The organism is Granulibacter bethesdensis CGDNIH1 (genome assembly GCF_000014285.2).
In the GTDB taxonomy this organism is placed as follows: domain Bacteria; phylum Pseudomonadota; class Alphaproteobacteria; order Acetobacterales; family Acetobacteraceae; genus Granulibacter; species Granulibacter bethesdensis.
In genome coordinates this window covers 521,274-539,109 of the sequence record NC_008343.2, presented here as the reverse complement: position 1 = coordinate 539,109, position 17,836 = coordinate 521,274, and the positions used below count along the sequence as shown (strand labels likewise).

The following is a 17,836-nucleotide window of genomic DNA, read 5'->3' as shown; positions in this document are numbered from 1 at the left end:
GGATGATTTCACCCTGAACGGCCTGCCCGGATGCTCAAGCCTTCTTTCCATTTGGCATCTCGACATCGATTTCCAGTGTGGAAAAAGCAGAGCCGCGATCAAGCTTGACCTGCACCTTTTCCCGGTCGATCTCGACATGCTTCGCGATGACCGCAATAATCTCTTCCTGCAGGATGGCGGCAAGGTCAGCATTACCCTCCAGCCCCCGCTCATGCGCCAGCAGAATCTGAAGCCGGTTGCGGGCGACCTGGGCCGTCGGTTTACGTTGGAGAAAGCCGAATAAGCTCACGCAACCCTCCTGCCGAACAGACGACCAACCAGCCCGCGCTTCTCGGACGGCACCACCATCGGCACATCCTCACCCAGCAGGCGCCTTGCAGCATCGAAATAGGCCTTGCCCGGGACGCTCTGCGGTGCATTCAACGTCACGGGTGAGCCGACATTGGAAGCTTTCAGCACCTCTTCGCTATCGGGAATGATGCCCAGCAGAGGAATCGACAGAACCTCCAGCACGTCATCAACCTTCAGCATCTCGCCCTTCGCCGCCCGCACAGCGTCATAACGGGTTAGTAAGAGATGTTTGTCGATGCGCTCGTCTTTCTGCGCCTTGTCCGTTTTTGAATCCAGCAGACCGATGATGCGATCACTGTCGCGCACGGATGACACTTCGGGATTGGTCACCACAACCGCGACATCGGCAAACTGCATCGCGAGCGTGGCGCCTTTTTCGATCCCGGCGGGGCTGTCACAGACCACCCAGTCAAAACGTGTGCGCAGTTCCTCAATCACGGTCTGCACACCTTCCGGGGTCAGCGCATCCTTGTCACGGGTCTGGCTGGCAGGCAGCAGGGAGAGATTTTCAACCCTCTTGTCACGGATCAGGGCCTGGCTGAGGCGCGCATCGCCTTGCACTACATTGATCAGGTCGAACACCACACGACGTTCCGCACCCATGATCAGATCAAGATTGCGCAGGCCCACATCGAAATCGACGACACAGACGGTCTTGCCCAGCTGGGCCAATGCCGCACCCAGCGCGGCAGTCGATGTCGTCTTGCCGACACCGCCCTTGCCCGAGGTCACAACCAAAACCTTAGACATTCAAGCCTCCCTCAGGCGCTCAACCGCATCCACATTGGGGATGCTCCACCGTAGATCATGACCCGGTCACCCACGCTGTGCCATGATCATCAGGGCCACTGAAACACGGATGCCTTATCGTTTCGACGATAGCCAACATATCGGCCCAGCGTAAGAGGCCCCTTTAGTCGAACGCGACGATCTTGATCGTTTCACCGTCACGCATGATCTGCACCGGCCTGCCGCGCAGGGATGGTTCCATATCATCGGCGGTTTTCCAGACGCCTTCGATCGCCACCAGCTCGGCTTCCAGCTTGCTGCAGAAGATACGGGGGGTTCCGTCTTCCATCAATCCGGCAATCGCACGTCCACGGAGCGTGCCGTAGACGTGAATGGAACCGCCCGCAACGACCTCCGCCCCGGATGCGACGGAGCCGATCACAATCACGTCCCCCTTGTCATGCACGACAGATTGGCCGGAGCGCACGGGGCGCTCTACGACCAGGGCCATCATTTCTTCCGGCCGGGTTTCTTCAGGAATATCCAGATCGCCCGCAGCACGGCTGCCGCGAATCACCGGCGGCAGGGAAGCAAGCAGATTTTCGCTCCATTCTTCTTCGGCTTCATCCAGCCCCTCAATCCCGATGGGGCGGATATTGCGGGCTTCCAGCTCGGCAAAGAGTGCCATCAGGCCGGGTTCCTGCAACCCGGCAACAGACAGGTCTACCACCACCGGGCGACGGTCGAAAAAGCTCGGTGACCGCTCGATCTGCGCATCAAGCTCCCCCAGCCAGTCATGCACCGGTTGTTCCGGTACCAGGACGACAGCAATGAAGGACCGACCGCGCACGCGGAAAAAGGGACGGGTTTTGACTTCTGATGTCACGCTGCTCACGTACAATCGGAAACGGTCCGACGTCAACCAAGGACCGCAGAAGGAAGCCTCATTCAACCCGCAGACGACTGGCGGCCAGTTCCCCATGCGCCTCCAGCACCGGATAGGCGGCAGCGGCCACGAGATGCGTGTTCATCAGTTTCAGGTCACGCAACACATCCAGATACAGGTTTTCCAGCTCGGCCGCTTTCCCTTCCGTCCGCAGCCGCCGGAAATATTGTTCGGTGGCGCTATTTTCGGCATCCCGGAACACTTCCTTTTCCGCTGCCAGACGGCGGGCGAGGCGCACATCCTCGGTCATGAACAGGGCCGCAGCGTTGCGAAGATTGCTGGTACAGCGCTCGATCAATGTCTGGATCTCGGCATCCGCCTCGGGGGAGAAGGCAATCCCGCCCTTAAATTTTTTCATCGCCTGAGACAGCAGATTACGTTCGATCACATCGCCCGCATTTTCAATATTCGTGCCGAATGAAAGGATTTCCCGCACCCTGCGATGATCGGCCTCACTCATGGCTTCCGGATCGATCCGGGTCAGATAGGAGCGGATCGCAGCATTGAGGCGGTCGAGCACCGAGTCGAGCCGCCTGGTATCGGCAATCCCCTTTCGGCCACCACGGGCGAATGCCTCCTTCAGCCCATGCAACATCGTCTCCAGCACATCGACCAGCCGCAGGGCCTCCCGCGCTGCCCCACCGAGTGCAGCGGGCGGGCTTTCCACGGCTGCTCCATCCAGATAGAGCGGGCGGGCCGGATCATCCTCATCCTGTCTGGCGGGCAGCATCCGCTTCAGCATGTTTGCGAATGCGTCCAGAAGGGGAAACGCCACAATCGCCAGCATAAGGTTGAAGGCGGTATGGAAATCCGCGACGGCCCTGCCCGCATCCGGCTCGATCTGCACCATCAGACGACCGACAGGCCCCAGCACCACCATTGCCACCACCGCCCCCAGTGTGCGGAGCAGCAGGTTACCCAACGGCAGCCGACGGGCCGCGGGATCTTCTCCCGATGCCCCTTCCAGCACCGGATTGATCGCAGTGCCGATATTCGCGCCGAGCACCATGGCAAAAGCGGCATCGGGAGAAATCGCGCCTTTCTGTGCGAAACTCATCATCAGCAATACCGTCGCCACGCTGGAATGCGCCGCCCATGTCAACCCGGCCCCCAGCAGAAGATCCAGCAACGGCCAGCTGGCCACAACGCCCAGCAGCTCCCGCGCCTGCCCTGCGTGCTCATAGGGTTCCAGCAGGGCCACGAAGCTGTGCAGCGCCATAAGCATCAGGCCAAGCCCGATCATGATGCGCCCGGTATCCCGTGTGGCCGCCTGCCCGCGACGGAACATCATGACCCCGATCAGGATCATTACGGGCGCCACAGCGGCAATGTCGAAAGACAAAAGCTGGACGATCAGCGTGCTGCCGACATTGGCACCCAGCATGACCGCCAGCGCCGGAGCAAGTTCCACCAACCCGCCTGCCGCGAATCCGGTCAGCATCAGCCCGGTGGCGGTGCTGCTTTGAAGAATGGCGGTGACGCCCATGCCGGCCAGAAAGGCCTTGAAACGGTTCCGCAGCGCCCGGGTGAGAAAAATATTCAGCCGCGCCCCCAGTGCACGCTGAATACCTGTCTGAACCATATGCACGCCCCACAGCAGCAACGCCACGGAGCCAGCCAGATTCAGCAATGCCATCGACACATCCATGCCGGCACCTTGCCCTGTTCGATCCTGCGCCGCCAGTGACGGATCGGTTTCTGTCAACGTCCGGGCATGCTTGACCGGGCTTATGCCACTATACCGGCCCGGGACAAAGCGTGACATGATGGTCACTTATTTTGCGAGGATATGCTGCAATGCAGCCTCCGCGCTGGCATCAGAGCGAGAGGGTCGATATATGCGCCTCGCTGCACCTTTTCGTGACATGATGATGACCGTGAACCGGGCCACCCTCCATGGCGCTGTTATGCGCCCTGCCTTGATCCAGCCGCTATGAACTGGGTCGACCTGACCGTGCTGGCGGTTCTGGCCGTATCGGCCATGCTGGCCTTTACGCGGGGCTTCGTGCGCGAGGCTCTGGGGATTGGCGCATGGGTGGGGGCCGCCTGGATCGCGGCACGAAGCTTTACATCCGTCACTCCGCAGATCCGTACTCTGATCCCGGATCATGCGCTGGCCGATCCGGCCGCCTTTGCCATCGTTTTTGTGGTGGCATTGATCGTGCTGTCGGTTGTCGCCTCCATGATCGGGAAACTGGTACGCGGCTCCGTTCTCGGGGGACTGGATCGCACGCTGGGGCTGGTCTTCGGCATCGTGCGCGGCTTCGCTCTGATGCTCTGCGCCTATATCGCGGCAGGGCTGCTGATTCCTGTGCAAAACTGGCCGGAGCCGGTACTGAAAGCACGTGCCTTACCCTATATCTATGCGGGAGCGGTCCGCCTGACCGAAGAAGTCCCGGAAGAATACCGCCCGAAACTGGCTGCCCCTGCAAAGGTGGACACCAGGGCGCAGGACTATATGCAGGCAAGCCCCCGCGGCTATGCCACCGGAAGACGGCCCAGCGAGGGGCAGGAGAGTAAATAAATGGCGCAGCCGACCCGTTCCGACGAGCTTCACGATGCCGCCGCCTCTTCCGGCGGAACCGGTCCCATGACGCCGCAGACCCTGATGGTCGATCGGGCCGAGGACGATACGCTGCATGAGGAATGCGGGGTGTTCGGCATCTGGAATGCCACGGATGCCGCCGCCATTACCGCACTCGGCCTGCATGCGCTGCAGCATCGCGGACAGGAAGCAACCGGCATCGTCAGCTATGACGGGCAGCGCCATCATACGCATAAGGGCCTGGGGCTGGTCGGCGATAATTTCGGTGATGCACGGATCATGGCCTCCCTGCCCGGTCCGCACGCGATCGGGCATAACCGCTACGCGACCACCGGCGAGACCCTGCTGCGCAACGTGCAGCCGCTTTATGCCGATTTCGAGTTCGGGGGTCTGGCCGTCGCCCATAACGGCAACCTGACCAATGCCCTGACCCTGCGCAAGGCGCTGGTCCGGCGTGGCTGCCTGTTTCAGTCCACCACAGACAGCGAGGTCTTCGTCCATCTGATCGCGATCAGCCTCTATTCCACTGTGGTGGACCGGCTGATTGATGCCATCAAGCAGGTGACGGGGGCCTACTCTCTGGTGGCCCTGTCCACCGATGCGCTGCTCGGCGTGCGTGATCCGATGGGGGTTCGCCCCCTGATTCTGGGCCGCATTCCCGGCGCCGCCGGTGCGCCGGGGTCATGGGTCCTGGCGAGCGAGACCTGCGCGCTGGATGTCGTCGGCGCGGAATTCGTACGGGATGTGGAGCCGGGCGAGATCGTCGTCATCAACGATCAGGGTGTGCACAGCATCCGTCCCTTCGGCCGCACGACCTCCCGCTTCTGCGTGTTCGAATACATCTATTTCGCCCGTCCGGATTCAGTGCTGGAAGGCATTTCCGTCTATGATGCCCGCAAGAGCATCGGGCGCGAGTTGGCCCGCGAAAGCCATGTCGAGGCCGATGTCATCGTGCCCGTGCCGGATTCAGGCGTCCCCTCCGCGATGGGATATGCGGCGGAATCGGGCGTGCCGTTCGAACTCGGTATCGTCCGCAATCACTATGTGGGTCGCACCTTTATCGAGCCGACCGACCAGATCCGTCATCTGGGCGTAAAGCTGAAACACTCCGCCAACCGCGCCGCGCTGGAGGGCAAGCGCGTGGTGCTGGTGGATGACTCCATCGTGCGGGGTACCACCAGCCGCAAGATCGTGGAGATGGTGCGTCAGGCCGGAGCCGCCGAAGTCCATATGCGCATTTCTTCTCCGCCCACCACATATTCGTGCTTCTACGGCATCGACACGCCGGAACGCAGCAAGCTGCTGGCTGCCCGCAACAATGTCGAGGAAATGGCCAAGCTGATTGGAGCGGACTCCCTGGCGTTCATTTCTCTGGACGGGCTGTATCGCGCACTCGGGCGGCCCGGACGCGATGACAGCAAGCCGTATTATTGCGATGCGTGTTTTACGGGTGAGTATCCGGTGCCGATTCCGGATTTTTCCGAAAACGCTATGCGGCAGCCTCAGATGAGTGATCCGCGATAGGCTGTTGGCAGAATTTGCTTTCCGTTCTAGTATTTAACAGGTAAAATTATACACCTCCATATTAATGGAGATAGCCCGCTAGCGTTCTCAAGCTCGGCTTCAAATAAAGCTGCTCCCCCGTGCATACGGGGATGTAAATATACTTGAAAGGGCTGGCCCAAAACTTTGGATCAGCCCTTTCTGGTTTTCAAAGAAAATATTTTTCCAAGATTATTAGGAAGAGATAGACAGTTGTGTGATTAACCTCTAAGGTAAGCTTCACTAATTCTCCTTTCTGGTCAGGGGGTGTATGCACGTCCTGAATAATCAGGAAGCTCATTTATATCGAGCACCTAGGTCAGAGTCAATTATATTGGGTAATCTAGCTTTCTCTATGGCATTGCCAATCCATTCACCGACAATTTGCCCTGCCTCCAGATCGCTTGGAAAATGCGACCCGGCCTCCACCCTGTTATGAGCAAAGACGCCGGCACGCGCGTAGAGCGCCTCCCGTTTCTCCGGGAAAATCCGGGCCAGAATGGCGGCTGTCATGTAGGCGAAGGTAGCATGCCCCGACGGATAGGAAGCCTGCGCCGAGCGTGTCTCCAGCGTTTTGAGCGTAGGATCCAGCGTATAGGGCCGAGGACGACCAATCTTCGCCTTGGCCTGCGCGACCAGTTGCGCCTCCACGCGATAGACACGATCCAGCATGGCGGCGAGACGCGGATAATGCTGATGATCGAAATCCGGCCCCATCACGGAGGCGAACTGCTCCATCACGCACTCATGATCGGCGCGGATTTTTTTCTCCTGCGCCGGCGTGCGGGCGGCGACAGCCTGACGGACCGCCTCCATATCCATCTGCGCCTGTCGGCTGCCGGGGGCGGGCGGAGGGGGCAACAGGCTGGCCAGATCAATGCCCTGCAAAGCTTGCAGAGCCTGATCAAACTCGGACTGCCCCAGATCGGCACGGCTGGCCGTGGCGGGGCCGAGCAGAAGGCACAGCAGCAACGAGACTGTAAAAACCCCGATCCGGGAGATGATTTTCATCACTGATACCCCCGGCCGGCCTCTTTGCCGACCAACCCTTTTGATACCGTCCTTACTGATATTCTGGATTATTTTGTGATTTTATCACAGAAAAATCATATCAACCCGAGTGTTTTCGCCGCCTCATCCACCACCGCATCCAGGGCACCGGGGGAAAACGGGCTGGCCAGACCGGCTGAACGTGCCAGAGCGGTAAAAGGGGCCGCGCCGCCACGCCCGCACAGAGCGACATAATCCGTCAGTGCCGAGGCATAATCCTGCCGCATGCGCACCCAGAATTGCAGCGCACAGCACAAGGCCAGCGTGTAATCGATGTAATAGAATGGCGAATTGTAGATGTGCTGCTTCGCCTGCCAGCGCCCGCCCGCCGCCGGCCACGCCAGATCACCGTAATCGGTCCACGGCATGTAACGGGCTTCCAGCCGCCGCCATATCGCATGGCGTTCTGCCGGGGTGGCGTCGGGCCTGGCATAGACCTCATGCTGGAAATGATCGACGCAGACGCCATACGGCAGAAAAGCCAGCGACTGGATCAGGTGCATGCGCCGGTAACGCTCGGCTTCGTCCTCTCCCACCAGCTTGCCGATTCCGGGCCAGGTCAGGAATTCCAGACTCATGGAATGGATTTCCGCCGCTTCATAGGTCGGCCAGAGCAGATCGATACCCGGCAGGGTGCGGCTGGCATAATTCTGGAAGGCATGGCCCATTTCATGGGTGAACACGCCGATATCGTGATGCGTGCCGGTAAAATTCGCGAAAATATACGGCATCCCGTCCGATTGCGTAGGAAAGGAGGTGCAAAATCCCCCACCCGCCTTGCCGGGACGGTTATCCAGATCCATGAAACCGCCGGCACGCATCAACCGGTAACAGGCTCCGATGCCTTTTGCGTCTCCTCCGGGCAGATGCGCGTCCATCGCATCGAACAGGCCCTGAGCAGCCTCGCCCAGCACCTCCACCCCGCCGAGCGGTTGCGGGTTGCCGCGCGGATCGACCAGCGCTTCGTCCCAAAAACGCAGCCTGTCCCAGCCATGCTCCTGCCGCCTTGCTTCCAGCAGACGGGCAACCAGCGGGGTCACCTTTTCCGCGACGGCATCGCGATAGCGGGCGACATCCTCCGGCCCGTAATCGGTGCGACGCAGCCGCCGGTAGGCCAGAGCGATGAAGTTCTCATCCCCCAGCTTGCGGGCCATGCCATGCCGCAGCCGGACCAGAGCATCGTAAATTCCGTCCAGCCTCTCGCCGTGATCAGCAAAATACTGCCAGCGGACCGTCTCCGCCTCATGACGGATCGCGCGATCCGCATGCTCGGCATAAGGGGCGAGGCCGGAGAGATTGACGGTTTGACCGCCGATCTCCAGCCGGGCCGCCGCCAGAAGCTCGGTATAGTCCGCCTCCAGCTTTGATTCCTGTTCCAGATCATCCGCAATGGCCGGGATAAAGGTGGTGATATCCGCCTCCCACAGCGCCAGCACATGCTCGCCATAAGGCGGTGCCAGCAAAGGCAGAATCGATGCACGGTCAGGATGGGCCAGCACGCGCCGCTTCAGCGTGACCTCACAATCCTGCGCAAAAGGCGCGAGAGAATCCGCATAGCTGCGCTCCGCTTTCGCCTCCACCTCCGCCGTGTTGCGGGAGAAAGCCAGGTGTACCAATGCCGACCAGCGTGCATAATCCCGCCGATCCTGATCCATGGTGGACAGGGCCTGCGCCCATGCTCCTGCTTCCATCAGGGCCAGCACGGCGTCCCGTCCCGCGGCGAGGCTTTCCCGTGTGGGCCTCGGCGCGGATATGTTTTCGAAACGTGCGGCCATCAGGGGGAGACTCCCGTTACGGTCAATGCGATGTAAGAAAACACAGGCTGCCGCATTCATGCCCGCCTGTCATGGTGCCCCACCTGTCACGGTGCCATGCCTGTTTCTGCTGCACTGAATGATTGATCCCGACGCAGCCTTCGCGCACAAACGGCGGCATGCGGATCATCACGGACTGGCGACACATCCCCCCCGAAGCCCGCGGCGCAAGCGTCGCACTGGGCAATTTCGACGGCGTGCATCTCGGGCATGAGGCCGTTATCCGTGCCGCCCATGCGGCCAGACCGACCGCCCCCCTGATGGCGCTGACCTTCGAGCCGCATCCGCGGGAGTTCTTCCGTCCCTATGATCCGCCCTTCCGCCTGACCCTCTCTGCCGAGCGCGCCGATGCGCTGGCACGGCTGGGCGTGACATGGGTGGTGGAACTGGCCTTCGACGAGGCTTTCAGCCTGATGGAAGCCGAGGAATTCATCTCCGGCGTTCTGCTGGCCGGGCTGGATGCAAAACATCTGGCCTGCGGGGCCGATTTCGCCTTCGGCCACCGACGCGGCGGCGATATCACCCTGCTCTCCACCCGCAGCGAGGCGCTGGGGATCGGGCTGACCATTGTACCGCCCGTCATGGATGCAGAAGGGCCACTCTCCTCCACCCGCATCCGCCGCCTGTTGCAGGATGGCTATCCGGAGCGTGCGGCACAGTTGCTCGGGCGGCCATGGGGAATCCGCGGCATCGTCTCGCACGGGGACAAACGCGGACGCACCATCGGCTTTCCCACGGCAAATATCCCCTTCGGTCGGCATCTGGAGCCGGCCCGCGGCGTCTATGCCGTCACGGCCCGGTTGCCTGACGGCACCGAATATCCGGGTGTTGCCAATATCGGCCGTCGCCCGACCGTCAATGAAGGGCCGGAAAGCAGGCTGGAAGCACATCTGTTCGACTTCAGCGGTGATCTGTACGATCAGGATATCACTGTCAGCCTGCACGCATTTTTAAGGGCGGAACGAAAATTCGCCGGGCTGGATGATCTACGCGGCCAGATTGCCCAGGATGCGACTGAAGCACGGAAGCTGCTTGACCAGCTTCCTGCGCGCCAAGCATAGTCCGCCCCCCGATGCAGAATGCAGCCATGTCGTCCAGACCGTTTCAGTCCATCTCCACCCGACCCCGCCTGCGAATTAGGTAGCTGGCCGCCCGGGCACCTGCCTGCGTGCCCTGTTGCGACGGCCAGCCAGACGCGGCGATTTCCATTTTCTTCTTTTCTTTCCGGGCCGTATCCTGGCGGCCCTCCAGCGGCGGACCATCATGTCTCATAGTCAAGACCAGAGCGATCCCCAGACCCAAGAGAACCAGACCGCGGATTACCGGAACTCGGTTTTCCTGCCGGCGACCTCCTTCCCCATGCGCGGGGACCTGCCGAAGAAAGAGCCGGGCATTCTCGCGCGCTGGGAGGCGATGGGGCTGGGGCGGAAGCTGCGTGATGCCCGCATCGGGGCGGAGCCGTTCGTGCTGCATGACGGCCCCCCCTACGCCAACGGACATCTGCATATCGGCCACGCCCTGAACAAAATTCTGAAGGACGTGATCAACCGCGCCCGGCAGATGGCCGGATACGATGCCGCCTATGTGCCCGGCTGGGACTGCCATGGCCTGCCGATCGAGTGGAAGATCGAGGAAGAATATCGCAAATCGGGCCGCAACAAGGATGAGGTGCCGGTTCTTCAATTCCGCGCCGAATGCCGCGATTACGCCCGCAAATGGCTCGATATCCAGTCTGCCGAATTCCGCCGTCTGGGGGTGGAGGCCGACTGGGCCAATCGCTACGCCACCATGGATTTCGGCTCCGAGGCCGCCATTGCGGGCGAGATCGGCAAATTCCTGCTGAATGGAGCACTGTATCGCGGCCTGCGCCCGGTGATGTGGAGTCCGGTCGAGAAAACCGCTCTGGCAGAGGCCGAAATCGAGTATCACGACCATACCAGCACCACGATTCATGTCCGCTACCCGGTGCTCAGCGCTCGCGAGGCTGATCTGATCGGGGCCTATGTGGTGATCTGGACCACCACGCCATGGACCATGCCGGGCAGCCGCGCCGTCGCCTACGGGCCGGAGATCGATTACGTGCTGGTGGAGATTCCCACCGGCTCCGGCGGGACTGAAATCCTGATTGTCGCGGAAGCCCTGCTGCCGCAAACTCTGGCTGCCGCCGGTCTCACGGAGCATCGCGTGCTGCGCCAGTTCAAAGGGGCTGCGCTGGAAGGTGCCATCGCCGCCCATCCTCTACGTGGCCGAGGTTACGAGTTCGATGTTCCCCTGCTGCCGGGCGATCACGTCACCACCGAGCAAGGCACCGGGCTGGTGCACACCGCCCCCGCCCATGGCGAGGAAGATTTCCAGCTCGGCCGCGCCCATGGCATCGAGGTGCCGGAAACGGTGGGGGATGACGGCACCTACTACAAACACGTTCCCCTGTTTGCCGGCCTGCATGTCTACAAGGCCGCCGAGCCGGTCTGCGCCGCATTGTCGGAAGCGGGCATGCTGCTGGCCCGCAGCACGCTGGTGCATTCCTATCCGCATTCATGGCGTTCCAAAGCACCGCTGATCTATCGCGCCACGCCGCAATGGTTCATCCGCATGGACGGGTCGGAAGACATACGCGGGCAGGCTCTGGCCGAGATCGACCGTACCCGCTTCATCCCCGATCAGGGCCGCAACCGGATCGGCTCCATGGTCGCCAACCGCCCGGACTGGTGCATCAGCCGCCAGCGCGCCTGGGGCGTACCCATCGCCGTATTTGTGGAAAAAGCCACCGGACAGGTGCTGCGTGACGCCACCGTGATGGAGCGCATCGTCTCCGCCTTCCGGGAGGAAGGGGCCGATGCATGGTATTCCTCTCCGCCTTCCCGCTTCCTCGGCAATGATCGCAATCCCGAGGATTACGAACAGGTGTTCGACGTGATCGATGTCTGGTTCGAAAGCGGCTCCACCCATGCTTTCGTGCTGGAAGCACGGGACATGAAATGGCCGGCCGATCTGTATCTGGAAGGCTCCGACCAGCATCGCGGCTGGTTCCAGTCTTCCCTGCTGGAAGCCGTCGGCACGCGCGGATCGGCTCCGTTCGAAGCGGTGCTGACGCATGGCTTCGTGCTGGACGAGCAGGGACGGAAAATGAGCAAGTCCCTCGGCAACGTCACCGCGCCGCAGGAAGTGATCGACCAGTATGGCGCGGATATTCTCCGGCTGTGGGTCATGTCCTCCGACACGCGGGACGATCTGCGGATAGGCAAGGAAATCCTGAAGCAGCAGGGCGAACTGTATCGCCGCCTGCGCAACACGCTGCGATGGATTCTGGGCAGCCTCGACGGGTTTGAAGAAGCCGAACGCGTCAGAGAAGCAGACATGCCGGAGCTGGAGCGCTGGGTGCTGCATCGCCTCACCGAACTGGACACACGCTTCCGGCAGGCGGTGGAAAGCCATGACTGGACCGGACTTTACCCGGACCTGCACAATTTCTGCGCCACCGATCTATCCGCCTTCTATTTCGATATCCGCAAAGACGTGCTCTACTGCGACCGCACCGACAGCCCGCGTCGCCGCGCCACGCGGACTGTGCTGGATCATCTGCATCGCTGCCTGACCATCTGGCTGGCTCCCGTGCTGGTGTTCACGGCCGAGGAAGCCTGGACCGCCCGCTTCGGCGAGCAGGACAGTGTGCATCTCCAGACCCTGCCCACCCTGCCGCATCACTGGCACGATCCGGTTCTTGCCCGGCGCTGGGAGGAAATCCGCAGCATCCGTCGCCGCGTTACAGCGCCGATCGAGGAAGCCCGCCGGGCCAATCAGATCGGTGCCTCTCTTCAGGCTGCCGTCCGCCTGCCGCTATCGCTGGAGGAAATGGATTTACTGTCGGAAGCGGACTGGGCGGACATCACCATCGTCTCGGCGCTGGAACAGGTCTATGATCCTACCCGCGATGCCGATGGAGCCAGCAAAGGCGTGCTGGATGGTACGCAGATGGAGGTCTCCATCACCCGCGCGCCCGGCCGGAAATGCGCGCGCTGCTGGAAAGTCCTTCCGGAAGTCGGCAGCATTGCCGCCCACCCGGCCCTGTGTGTACGCTGCGCGGATGCGGTCGAGAGCGGTCTGATCTGCCGCAGCGCTTGAAATCGGGGTTACAGGAAGAGGCGAAGGATACGACGTCATGAGCAGCATTGCCGCCCTCCGCCGCGCCGGAGCCGCCGAGAAAGCACGGCGGTTTCCGGGATTCTATATGCCGATCGGTATTCTTGCCGCCCTCATCGTGCTGTTGGCCGATCAGGGCAGCAAATGGTTCATCCTCGAAACGGTAAACTTGCCGGAGAAACATCAGATTGTGCTGCTGCCCGTCCTGAACCTGACCATGGTATGGAACCGGGGGGTCACTTTCGGCCTGCTGAACGGGTTTGGGCCTGCCGGTATCTGGATACTGGGCGGCGGAGCGATCCTGATCGTCGCCGGATTGCTGCTGTGGATGCGGCGTGCGGAAAACCGGCTGATTGCCATCGCGCTGGGGATGATCGGCGGCGGGGCGATCGGGAATGTGATTGATCGGTTCCGCTTCGGCGCGGTCGTAGACTTCATCCATGCGCATGTAGGCGAGTTGTCATGGTTTGTGTTCAACGTGGCCGACGCAGCCATTGTGATCGGCGTTGCCCTGCTGATTATCGATACGCTGATCGGGCGGACCCAAAGGGAAACCCGAACCGGAGAAGGCTGATATAGCCCCGTTATGGCATGGCCGGTGCAGACAGACGGCATCGTTCCCGCTATTCTTCCCTCTCAAGAATGCGCCAGTCCCGGCCGCCAGTGCCGTGACCCAGCCCGGATGATGAGCACTGCACCCATGACCACATTTCCGCGCCGCCCGACTGCCTGCTGCACAAGACTGTTCCGCTCCCTTTCCGCCATTGCAATCCTTTGCTCTGTTTCCGGCTGCGGCGAAAGCACGCTCCGCACGTTCGGGCTGGTGCACGATGCGCCCGATGAATTCAAGGTCACGACCCGCGCGCCGCTGGACATTCCCCCCACTCTGGACGGGCCGTTGCAGCCACCGCGCCCCGGTGCGCCTCGTCCGCAGGAACAGAATGAGCAGATCAGCGCTGAAGCCGCGCTGAGTCCTTCCGCAGCGCTGGCCGATCCGGGCACCACGGCCAGGTCTGGACAAAAGGCCCTGCTGAGTGCCGCCGGTCCGGCCAGACAGCCGCAGCCTATGCAGGCCGAGCCCTTACCCGGGCAGACCAAAAAATCCGGTCTGATGGACAAGCTGATGTTCTGGCAGGACGATACCGTCCCCACCACGCTGAACGCTGCCGAGGAAGCCGCCCGCCTGCGTCAGAAGGGCATCACGGTTCCCCCGCCTCCGACAACTGCCACCACACAGACCCCGCAGAAAAAAAGCAGCTTCCTCGGGATCTTCTGAGCCGGTTTCTTCTGGATCGGGCCGTTTCGGTCTATTATCCGATCCATGACAGACTCTGCCGCTCCCTCCCTCTCGCCGCGCATCCGCCTGCTGTCGGATACGACGATCAACCGCATCGCCGCCGGCGAAGTGATTGAGCGTCCCGCCGCCGTGGTGAAGGAGCTGGTGGAAAACGCCCTGGATGCCGGAGCGACCCGCATCGTCGTGGCGCTGGAAGGCGGCGGCATCACGCGGATCGAGGTTCGGGACGATGGCAGCGGCATGACGGAGGAGGAGTTGGCTCTGGCTATCCAGCGTCATGCCACCTCCAAACTGACCGACGACTCACTGATCCGCATCGCCACACTGGGTTTCAGGGGGGAGGCCCTGCCCTCTATCGGGGCCGCCGGACGGCTGAGCATCACCAGTCGCACCGCCGCCTGTGACCATGCCCACAGTATCACCGTTGAAGGGGGCCGCGTTGGAGCGGTCATACCGGCCTCCGGTCCACAAGGAACCCGCATTGTGGTGCGGGATCTGTTTTTTGCGACCCCCGCCCGCCGCAAATTTCTTAAAACACCTCGCAGTGAGGCCGATCAGGCCGAAATCGCCGTGCGGCGGCTGGCTTTCTCTGCCCCCCATGTCGCGTTCCGCTGTGAAATCGATGGCCGGGAAATCTTTGACCTTCCCGCCGCCACCCCGCAGGCACGCATCGCCGCGCTGCTGGGGGAAGAAGCCGCTGCTGCCATCCTGCCCGTTTCTGCCGAACGCGATACGCTGCTGCTGGGTGGCTTCATCTGCGCCCCTACCCTGACCCGCGCCACCGGAGCCTCCCAGAGTTTCGTGGTGAACGGACGCCCGGTTACCGATCCGATGCTGCGCACGGCCTTGCGCGTGGCCTATCGGGACGTGATCCCCTATGGCCGCCACCCGGTTGTGGCGCTGGAGCTGACCGTGCCGCCGGAAGATGTGGACGTGAATGTCCATCCGGCCAAGACGGAACTACGTTTTCGCGATGCCGCCGCGGTGCGCGGGCTGATCATCGGCGCGATCAGCCGCACTCTTGCAGCCGGGGTCGGCGGACCGGTCGGACAAACCGAGAATGGGGGAAAGGCATCTTCCACCCTTAGCATTCCGCCCCCTCGGCTGAATATTTCCCGACCCAGCTATACGCCGACGCGCGGTGGTGGCTACGCTGCTGCTCCCCCGGTACGCCCGCACTTCGGCTTCGCGGAGGCCCAGTTACCGCTTCAGGATGCACCAGCCGCCCGTGGCGCCATGTCCTCTGCCCCCGAGACGGTTCAGGATCGATCGGCACCCGCACCACCGCTCCCTGATCCCGCCTATCCGCTGGGGGCCGCGGTGGCGCAGGTGCTGGATACCTATGTGATTGCCGTCGCGGCGGACGGAGCGCTGGTGCTCGTTGATCAGCATGCCGCGCATGAAAGACTGACCCATGAGGCTCTCCGCAGCGCCCTGCTGGATGGCACCGTAAACAGCCAGGCGCTGCTGCTGCCTGAAGTGGTGGAGATGCCGCCACGGGAAGCGACCCATCTGCTGGATGCGGCCTCTTCGCTCGCAAAGCTGGGACTGGATATAGAAGCCTTCGGCCCCGGGGCTGTTCTGGTGCGCGCCTTGCCTGCTCTGCTGAAGCCGCAATCTGTCAGCGCCCTGCTGCGGGATATCGCCGAGGAACTGGCCGAGCTGGGCGCCAGCATCGCGCTGGAAAGCAGGCTGGATGCCGTCATTGCACGTATGGCCTGCCATGGCTCCATCCGCGCTGGACGGCGTCTGACCGTGCCGGAGATGAACGCCCTGCTCCGGCAGATGGAGGCCACGCCACGCGCCGCCACATGCAGCCATGGCCGCCCCACCGTATTGCGCCTCAGCAAAGCCGAGATCGAGAGCCTGTTCGGGCGGCGGTGAAATGAAAAATATTTCCCCCTCATCTCCATCATTATGGTGGGGACGCGCCAGCCATGCGCTTTTATGGCTGCTCGGACTGCTGTCATTCGGTCTGATTGCGGAACGGGTACTGAGTCTGGGGGATCATCTCTCACGCGATCCCAATGAGGGATGGAATGCGTTTCAGACCCGGCAGGCTTTGTCCGGACAGGCCTTGTACCCGCCTCTGGATGGGCTGACCGGCAACAATTATCCGCCACTCTCGTTTTACATCGTCGGCTGGACTGCAAAACTGACCGGTGACCCTATTCTTGCCGGCCGGCTGCTGGCGCTGTTGTCGATGCTCACCGTGGGCGGGATCATCGTCTGGATGATCAGGCGGTTGATGATCAGAGTTGCCTCGCCGGCTGATTATGCACCATGGTTGGGTGGGCTGTTGTTCATGGCGCTCAATGCCACCCTGCTGCGACGCTATGTCGGGCTGGATGACCCGCAATGGATGGCGGATGCGGTCATGATGGCCGGGATGGCCCTGATCCTGCCGAAACAGGCCGGGGAATCACCCTCGGCGGCTTGCACGGTCGGCTCCGCACTGCTGCTGCTGTGCGGCGGGATGATCAAGCATAATCTGCTGGCTGCACCGCTCGCAGTAGGGATATGGCTGCTGCTGTATCACCGCCGTGCGTGGCGTATCTGGTGCATCACCGCACTGGTCGGTCTGGCGGGGGTGACCGTGCTCTGTCTGATGCTGTACGGGCCGGATATGATGCGCGACATTGTCGGCGCCAAACGGCATCTCTCCATCCTTCGCATGGCCGATAAATCCATCGTACCTCTGCTGGTGCTGCTGCCGATGCTCATTGCCTCCCGGCCACTACTGCAAATGCGGCGACAGGATGATCGGCTTGATCTGATCCTGATTTTCGTCCTGATCGCTCTCCCACTCGGGATTTTCCAGCGCAGCGGGCAAGGCGTAGATGTGAATGCCCATATCGAGGCTGCGATCGCGCTTTGCCTGTCCGTGGCCGTTTCTGGCAGCGCCTCCATTCCGGCGGACAATCCTTGGCGCATGCGAGTGTTTATCGCCGCGCCGTTATTGATCGTCGGACTGGTTGCCATTCCAAAAATCATCGGCGAACGACGCCATCTCACTGACGATCTGCGTGCCTGGCGTTCCATGGAAACCCGGATCGCGGCGATGCCCGGGCCTGTCGCCTGTGAAATGCCTGCTCTATGCTTCTGGGCTGGTCAGAATTTCGTCCTCGACTTTTTCCTGTACGGCCAGAACGTTGCCTTATCGGGGGATGATCACCTGTTACGGAAAGCACTGGAGGATAAGACCTTCAGCGCCATCATTCTGGAGCAATCAAACCATTCAGCCAGTGCGGGAGAAATTGGCACCCCGCTGCCCTCGCTCATTGGACAGATTTATCGGCCCCTTGATCCTGCACAAGGAAACTGGCGAATCATGGTGCCGGGTCCAGCACACACAGCTCAATAATGGATGAGATCGCTACGAAGAGACAGACGGTCACCCATAAGCATTGGCTTTTCAGCTT

14 protein-coding genes are annotated in these 17,836 nt (G+C 61.7%); 8 read left to right on the top strand and 6 right to left on the bottom strand.

The window, feature by feature from the left end; all coding sequences use genetic code 11:
- Positions 1-34: 34 nt before the first annotated feature.
- From minE to GBCGDNIH1_RS14785, 4 genes are all read right to left on the bottom strand, one after another.
- The gene (gene minE / locus GBCGDNIH1_RS14800; RefSeq protein WP_011631183.1) at positions 35-289 is read right to left on the bottom strand and encodes a cell division topological specificity factor MinE; all 255 of its coding nucleotides are present in this window, start codon (positions 287-289) and stop codon (positions 35-37) included.
- Positions 286-1,101, bottom strand: a complete 816-nt coding sequence (minD, locus tag GBCGDNIH1_RS14795; protein WP_011631182.1) for a septum site-determining protein MinD — start codon at positions 1,099-1,101, stop codon at positions 286-288. Before minD ends, minE begins: the two co-directional genes overlap by 4 nt.
- Positions 1,102-1,264: 163 nt before the next feature.
- On the bottom strand, positions 1,265-1,975 hold the full coding sequence (minC, locus tag GBCGDNIH1_RS14790) for a septum site-determining protein MinC (protein ID WP_025286028.1): 711 nt from the start codon (positions 1,973-1,975) through the stop codon (positions 1,265-1,267).
- A gap of 49 nt (positions 1,976-2,024) precedes the next feature.
- Positions 2,025-3,791, bottom strand: a complete 1,767-nt coding sequence (locus GBCGDNIH1_RS14785; RefSeq protein ID WP_232449673.1) for a Na/Pi cotransporter family protein — start codon at positions 3,789-3,791, stop codon at positions 2,025-2,027.
- A 168-nt stretch (positions 3,792-3,959) separates the two neighbouring features.
- Between GBCGDNIH1_RS14785 and GBCGDNIH1_RS14780 the strand changes: the two genes are divergently transcribed.
- Both GBCGDNIH1_RS14780 and purF read left to right on the top strand, forming a co-directional pair.
- A complete protein-coding gene (locus tag GBCGDNIH1_RS14780) occupies positions 3,960-4,550 on the top strand; it encodes a CvpA family protein (RefSeq protein ID WP_011631179.1) in 591 nt (196 codons plus the stop codon).
- Positions 4,551-4,616: 66 nt separating this feature from the next.
- Entirely contained in the window at positions 4,617-6,095 is a 1,479-nt protein-coding gene (gene purF, locus GBCGDNIH1_RS14775; protein WP_025318205.1) for an amidophosphoribosyltransferase, read from the top strand.
- Positions 6,096-6,410: 315 nt separating this feature from the next.
- Here purF and GBCGDNIH1_RS14770 read toward each other — a convergent pair whose 3' ends face one another.
- Positions 6,411-7,124 (bottom strand): phosphatase PAP2 family protein, encoded by a 714-nt coding sequence (locus tag GBCGDNIH1_RS14770; protein WP_050748386.1) that lies wholly within the window; start codon positions 7,122-7,124, stop codon positions 6,411-6,413.
- A 95-nt stretch (positions 7,125-7,219) separates the two neighbouring features.
- Complete coding sequence (locus GBCGDNIH1_RS14765; protein WP_043453536.1) at positions 7,220-8,938, bottom strand: M3 family oligoendopeptidase; 1,719 nt, start codon at positions 8,936-8,938, stop codon at positions 7,220-7,222.
- Positions 8,939-9,096: 158 nt separating this feature from the next.
- On the opposite strand from GBCGDNIH1_RS14765, the gene GBCGDNIH1_RS14760 reads away from it, so the two are divergent.
- The 6 genes from GBCGDNIH1_RS14760 (at position 9,097) to GBCGDNIH1_RS14735 (ending at position 17,778) form a co-directional block, all read left to right on the top strand.
- A complete protein-coding gene (locus tag GBCGDNIH1_RS14760; RefSeq protein ID WP_025286021.1) occupies positions 9,097-10,038 on the top strand; it encodes a bifunctional riboflavin kinase/FAD synthetase in 942 nt (313 codons plus the stop codon).
- A 202-nt stretch (positions 10,039-10,240) separates the two neighbouring features.
- Positions 10,241-13,099, top strand: a complete 2,859-nt coding sequence (gene ileS / locus GBCGDNIH1_RS14755; protein ID WP_050748385.1) for an isoleucine--tRNA ligase — start codon at positions 10,241-10,243, stop codon at positions 13,097-13,099.
- Between the two features lie 37 nt (positions 13,100-13,136).
- The gene (lspA, locus tag GBCGDNIH1_RS14750) at positions 13,137-13,691 is read left to right on the top strand and encodes a signal peptidase II (RefSeq protein WP_011631173.1); all 555 of its coding nucleotides are present in this window, start codon (positions 13,137-13,139) and stop codon (positions 13,689-13,691) included.
- Between the two features lie 126 nt (positions 13,692-13,817).
- Entirely contained in the window at positions 13,818-14,393 is a 576-nt protein-coding gene (locus GBCGDNIH1_RS14745; protein WP_025318199.1) for a DUF3035 domain-containing protein, read from the top strand.
- Between the two features lie 45 nt (positions 14,394-14,438).
- Complete coding sequence (mutL, locus tag GBCGDNIH1_RS14740) at positions 14,439-16,298, top strand: DNA mismatch repair endonuclease MutL (protein ID WP_011631171.1); 1,860 nt, start codon at positions 14,439-14,441, stop codon at positions 16,296-16,298.
- Between the two features lies 1 nt (position 16,299).
- Complete coding sequence (locus GBCGDNIH1_RS14735; RefSeq protein ID WP_011631170.1) at positions 16,300-17,778, top strand: ArnT family glycosyltransferase; 1,479 nt, start codon at positions 16,300-16,302, stop codon at positions 17,776-17,778.
- The last annotated feature ends 58 nt before the right edge of the window (positions 17,779-17,836 follow it).

Coding starts and splice junctions, on each gene's coding strand:
- minD (WP_011631182.1), bottom strand. CDS start 1,101: ATGTCTAAGGTTTTGGTTGTGACCTCGGGCAAGGGCGGTGTCGGCAAG.
- purF (WP_025318205.1), top strand. CDS start 4,617: ATGACGCCGCAGACCCTGATGGTCGATCGGGCCGAGGACGATACGCTG.
- GBCGDNIH1_RS14770 (WP_050748386.1), bottom strand. CDS start 7,124: ATGAAAATCATCTCCCGGATCGGGGTTTTTACAGTCTCGTTGCTGCTG.
- mutL (WP_011631171.1), top strand. CDS start 14,439: ATGACAGACTCTGCCGCTCCCTCCCTCTCGCCGCGCATCCGCCTGCTG.
- lspA (WP_011631173.1), top strand. CDS start 13,137: ATGAGCAGCATTGCCGCCCTCCGCCGCGCCGGAGCCGCCGAGAAAGCA.
- GBCGDNIH1_RS14780 (WP_011631179.1), top strand. CDS start 3,960: ATGAACTGGGTCGACCTGACCGTGCTGGCGGTTCTGGCCGTATCGGCC.
- ileS (WP_050748385.1), top strand. CDS start 10,241: ATGTCTCATAGTCAAGACCAGAGCGATCCCCAGACCCAAGAGAACCAG.
- GBCGDNIH1_RS14745 (WP_025318199.1), top strand. CDS start 13,818: ATGACCACATTTCCGCGCCGCCCGACTGCCTGCTGCACAAGACTGTTC.
- GBCGDNIH1_RS14735 (WP_011631170.1), top strand. CDS start 16,300: ATGAAAAATATTTCCCCCTCATCTCCATCATTATGGTGGGGACGCGCC.
- GBCGDNIH1_RS14785 (WP_232449673.1), bottom strand. CDS start 3,791: ATGTCACGCTTTGTCCCGGGCCGGTATAGTGGCATAAGCCCGGTCAAG.
- GBCGDNIH1_RS14765 (WP_043453536.1), bottom strand. CDS start 8,938: ATGGCCGCACGTTTCGAAAACATATCCGCGCCGAGGCCCACACGGGAA.
- GBCGDNIH1_RS14760 (WP_025286021.1), top strand. CDS start 9,097: ATGCGGATCATCACGGACTGGCGACACATCCCCCCCGAAGCCCGCGGC.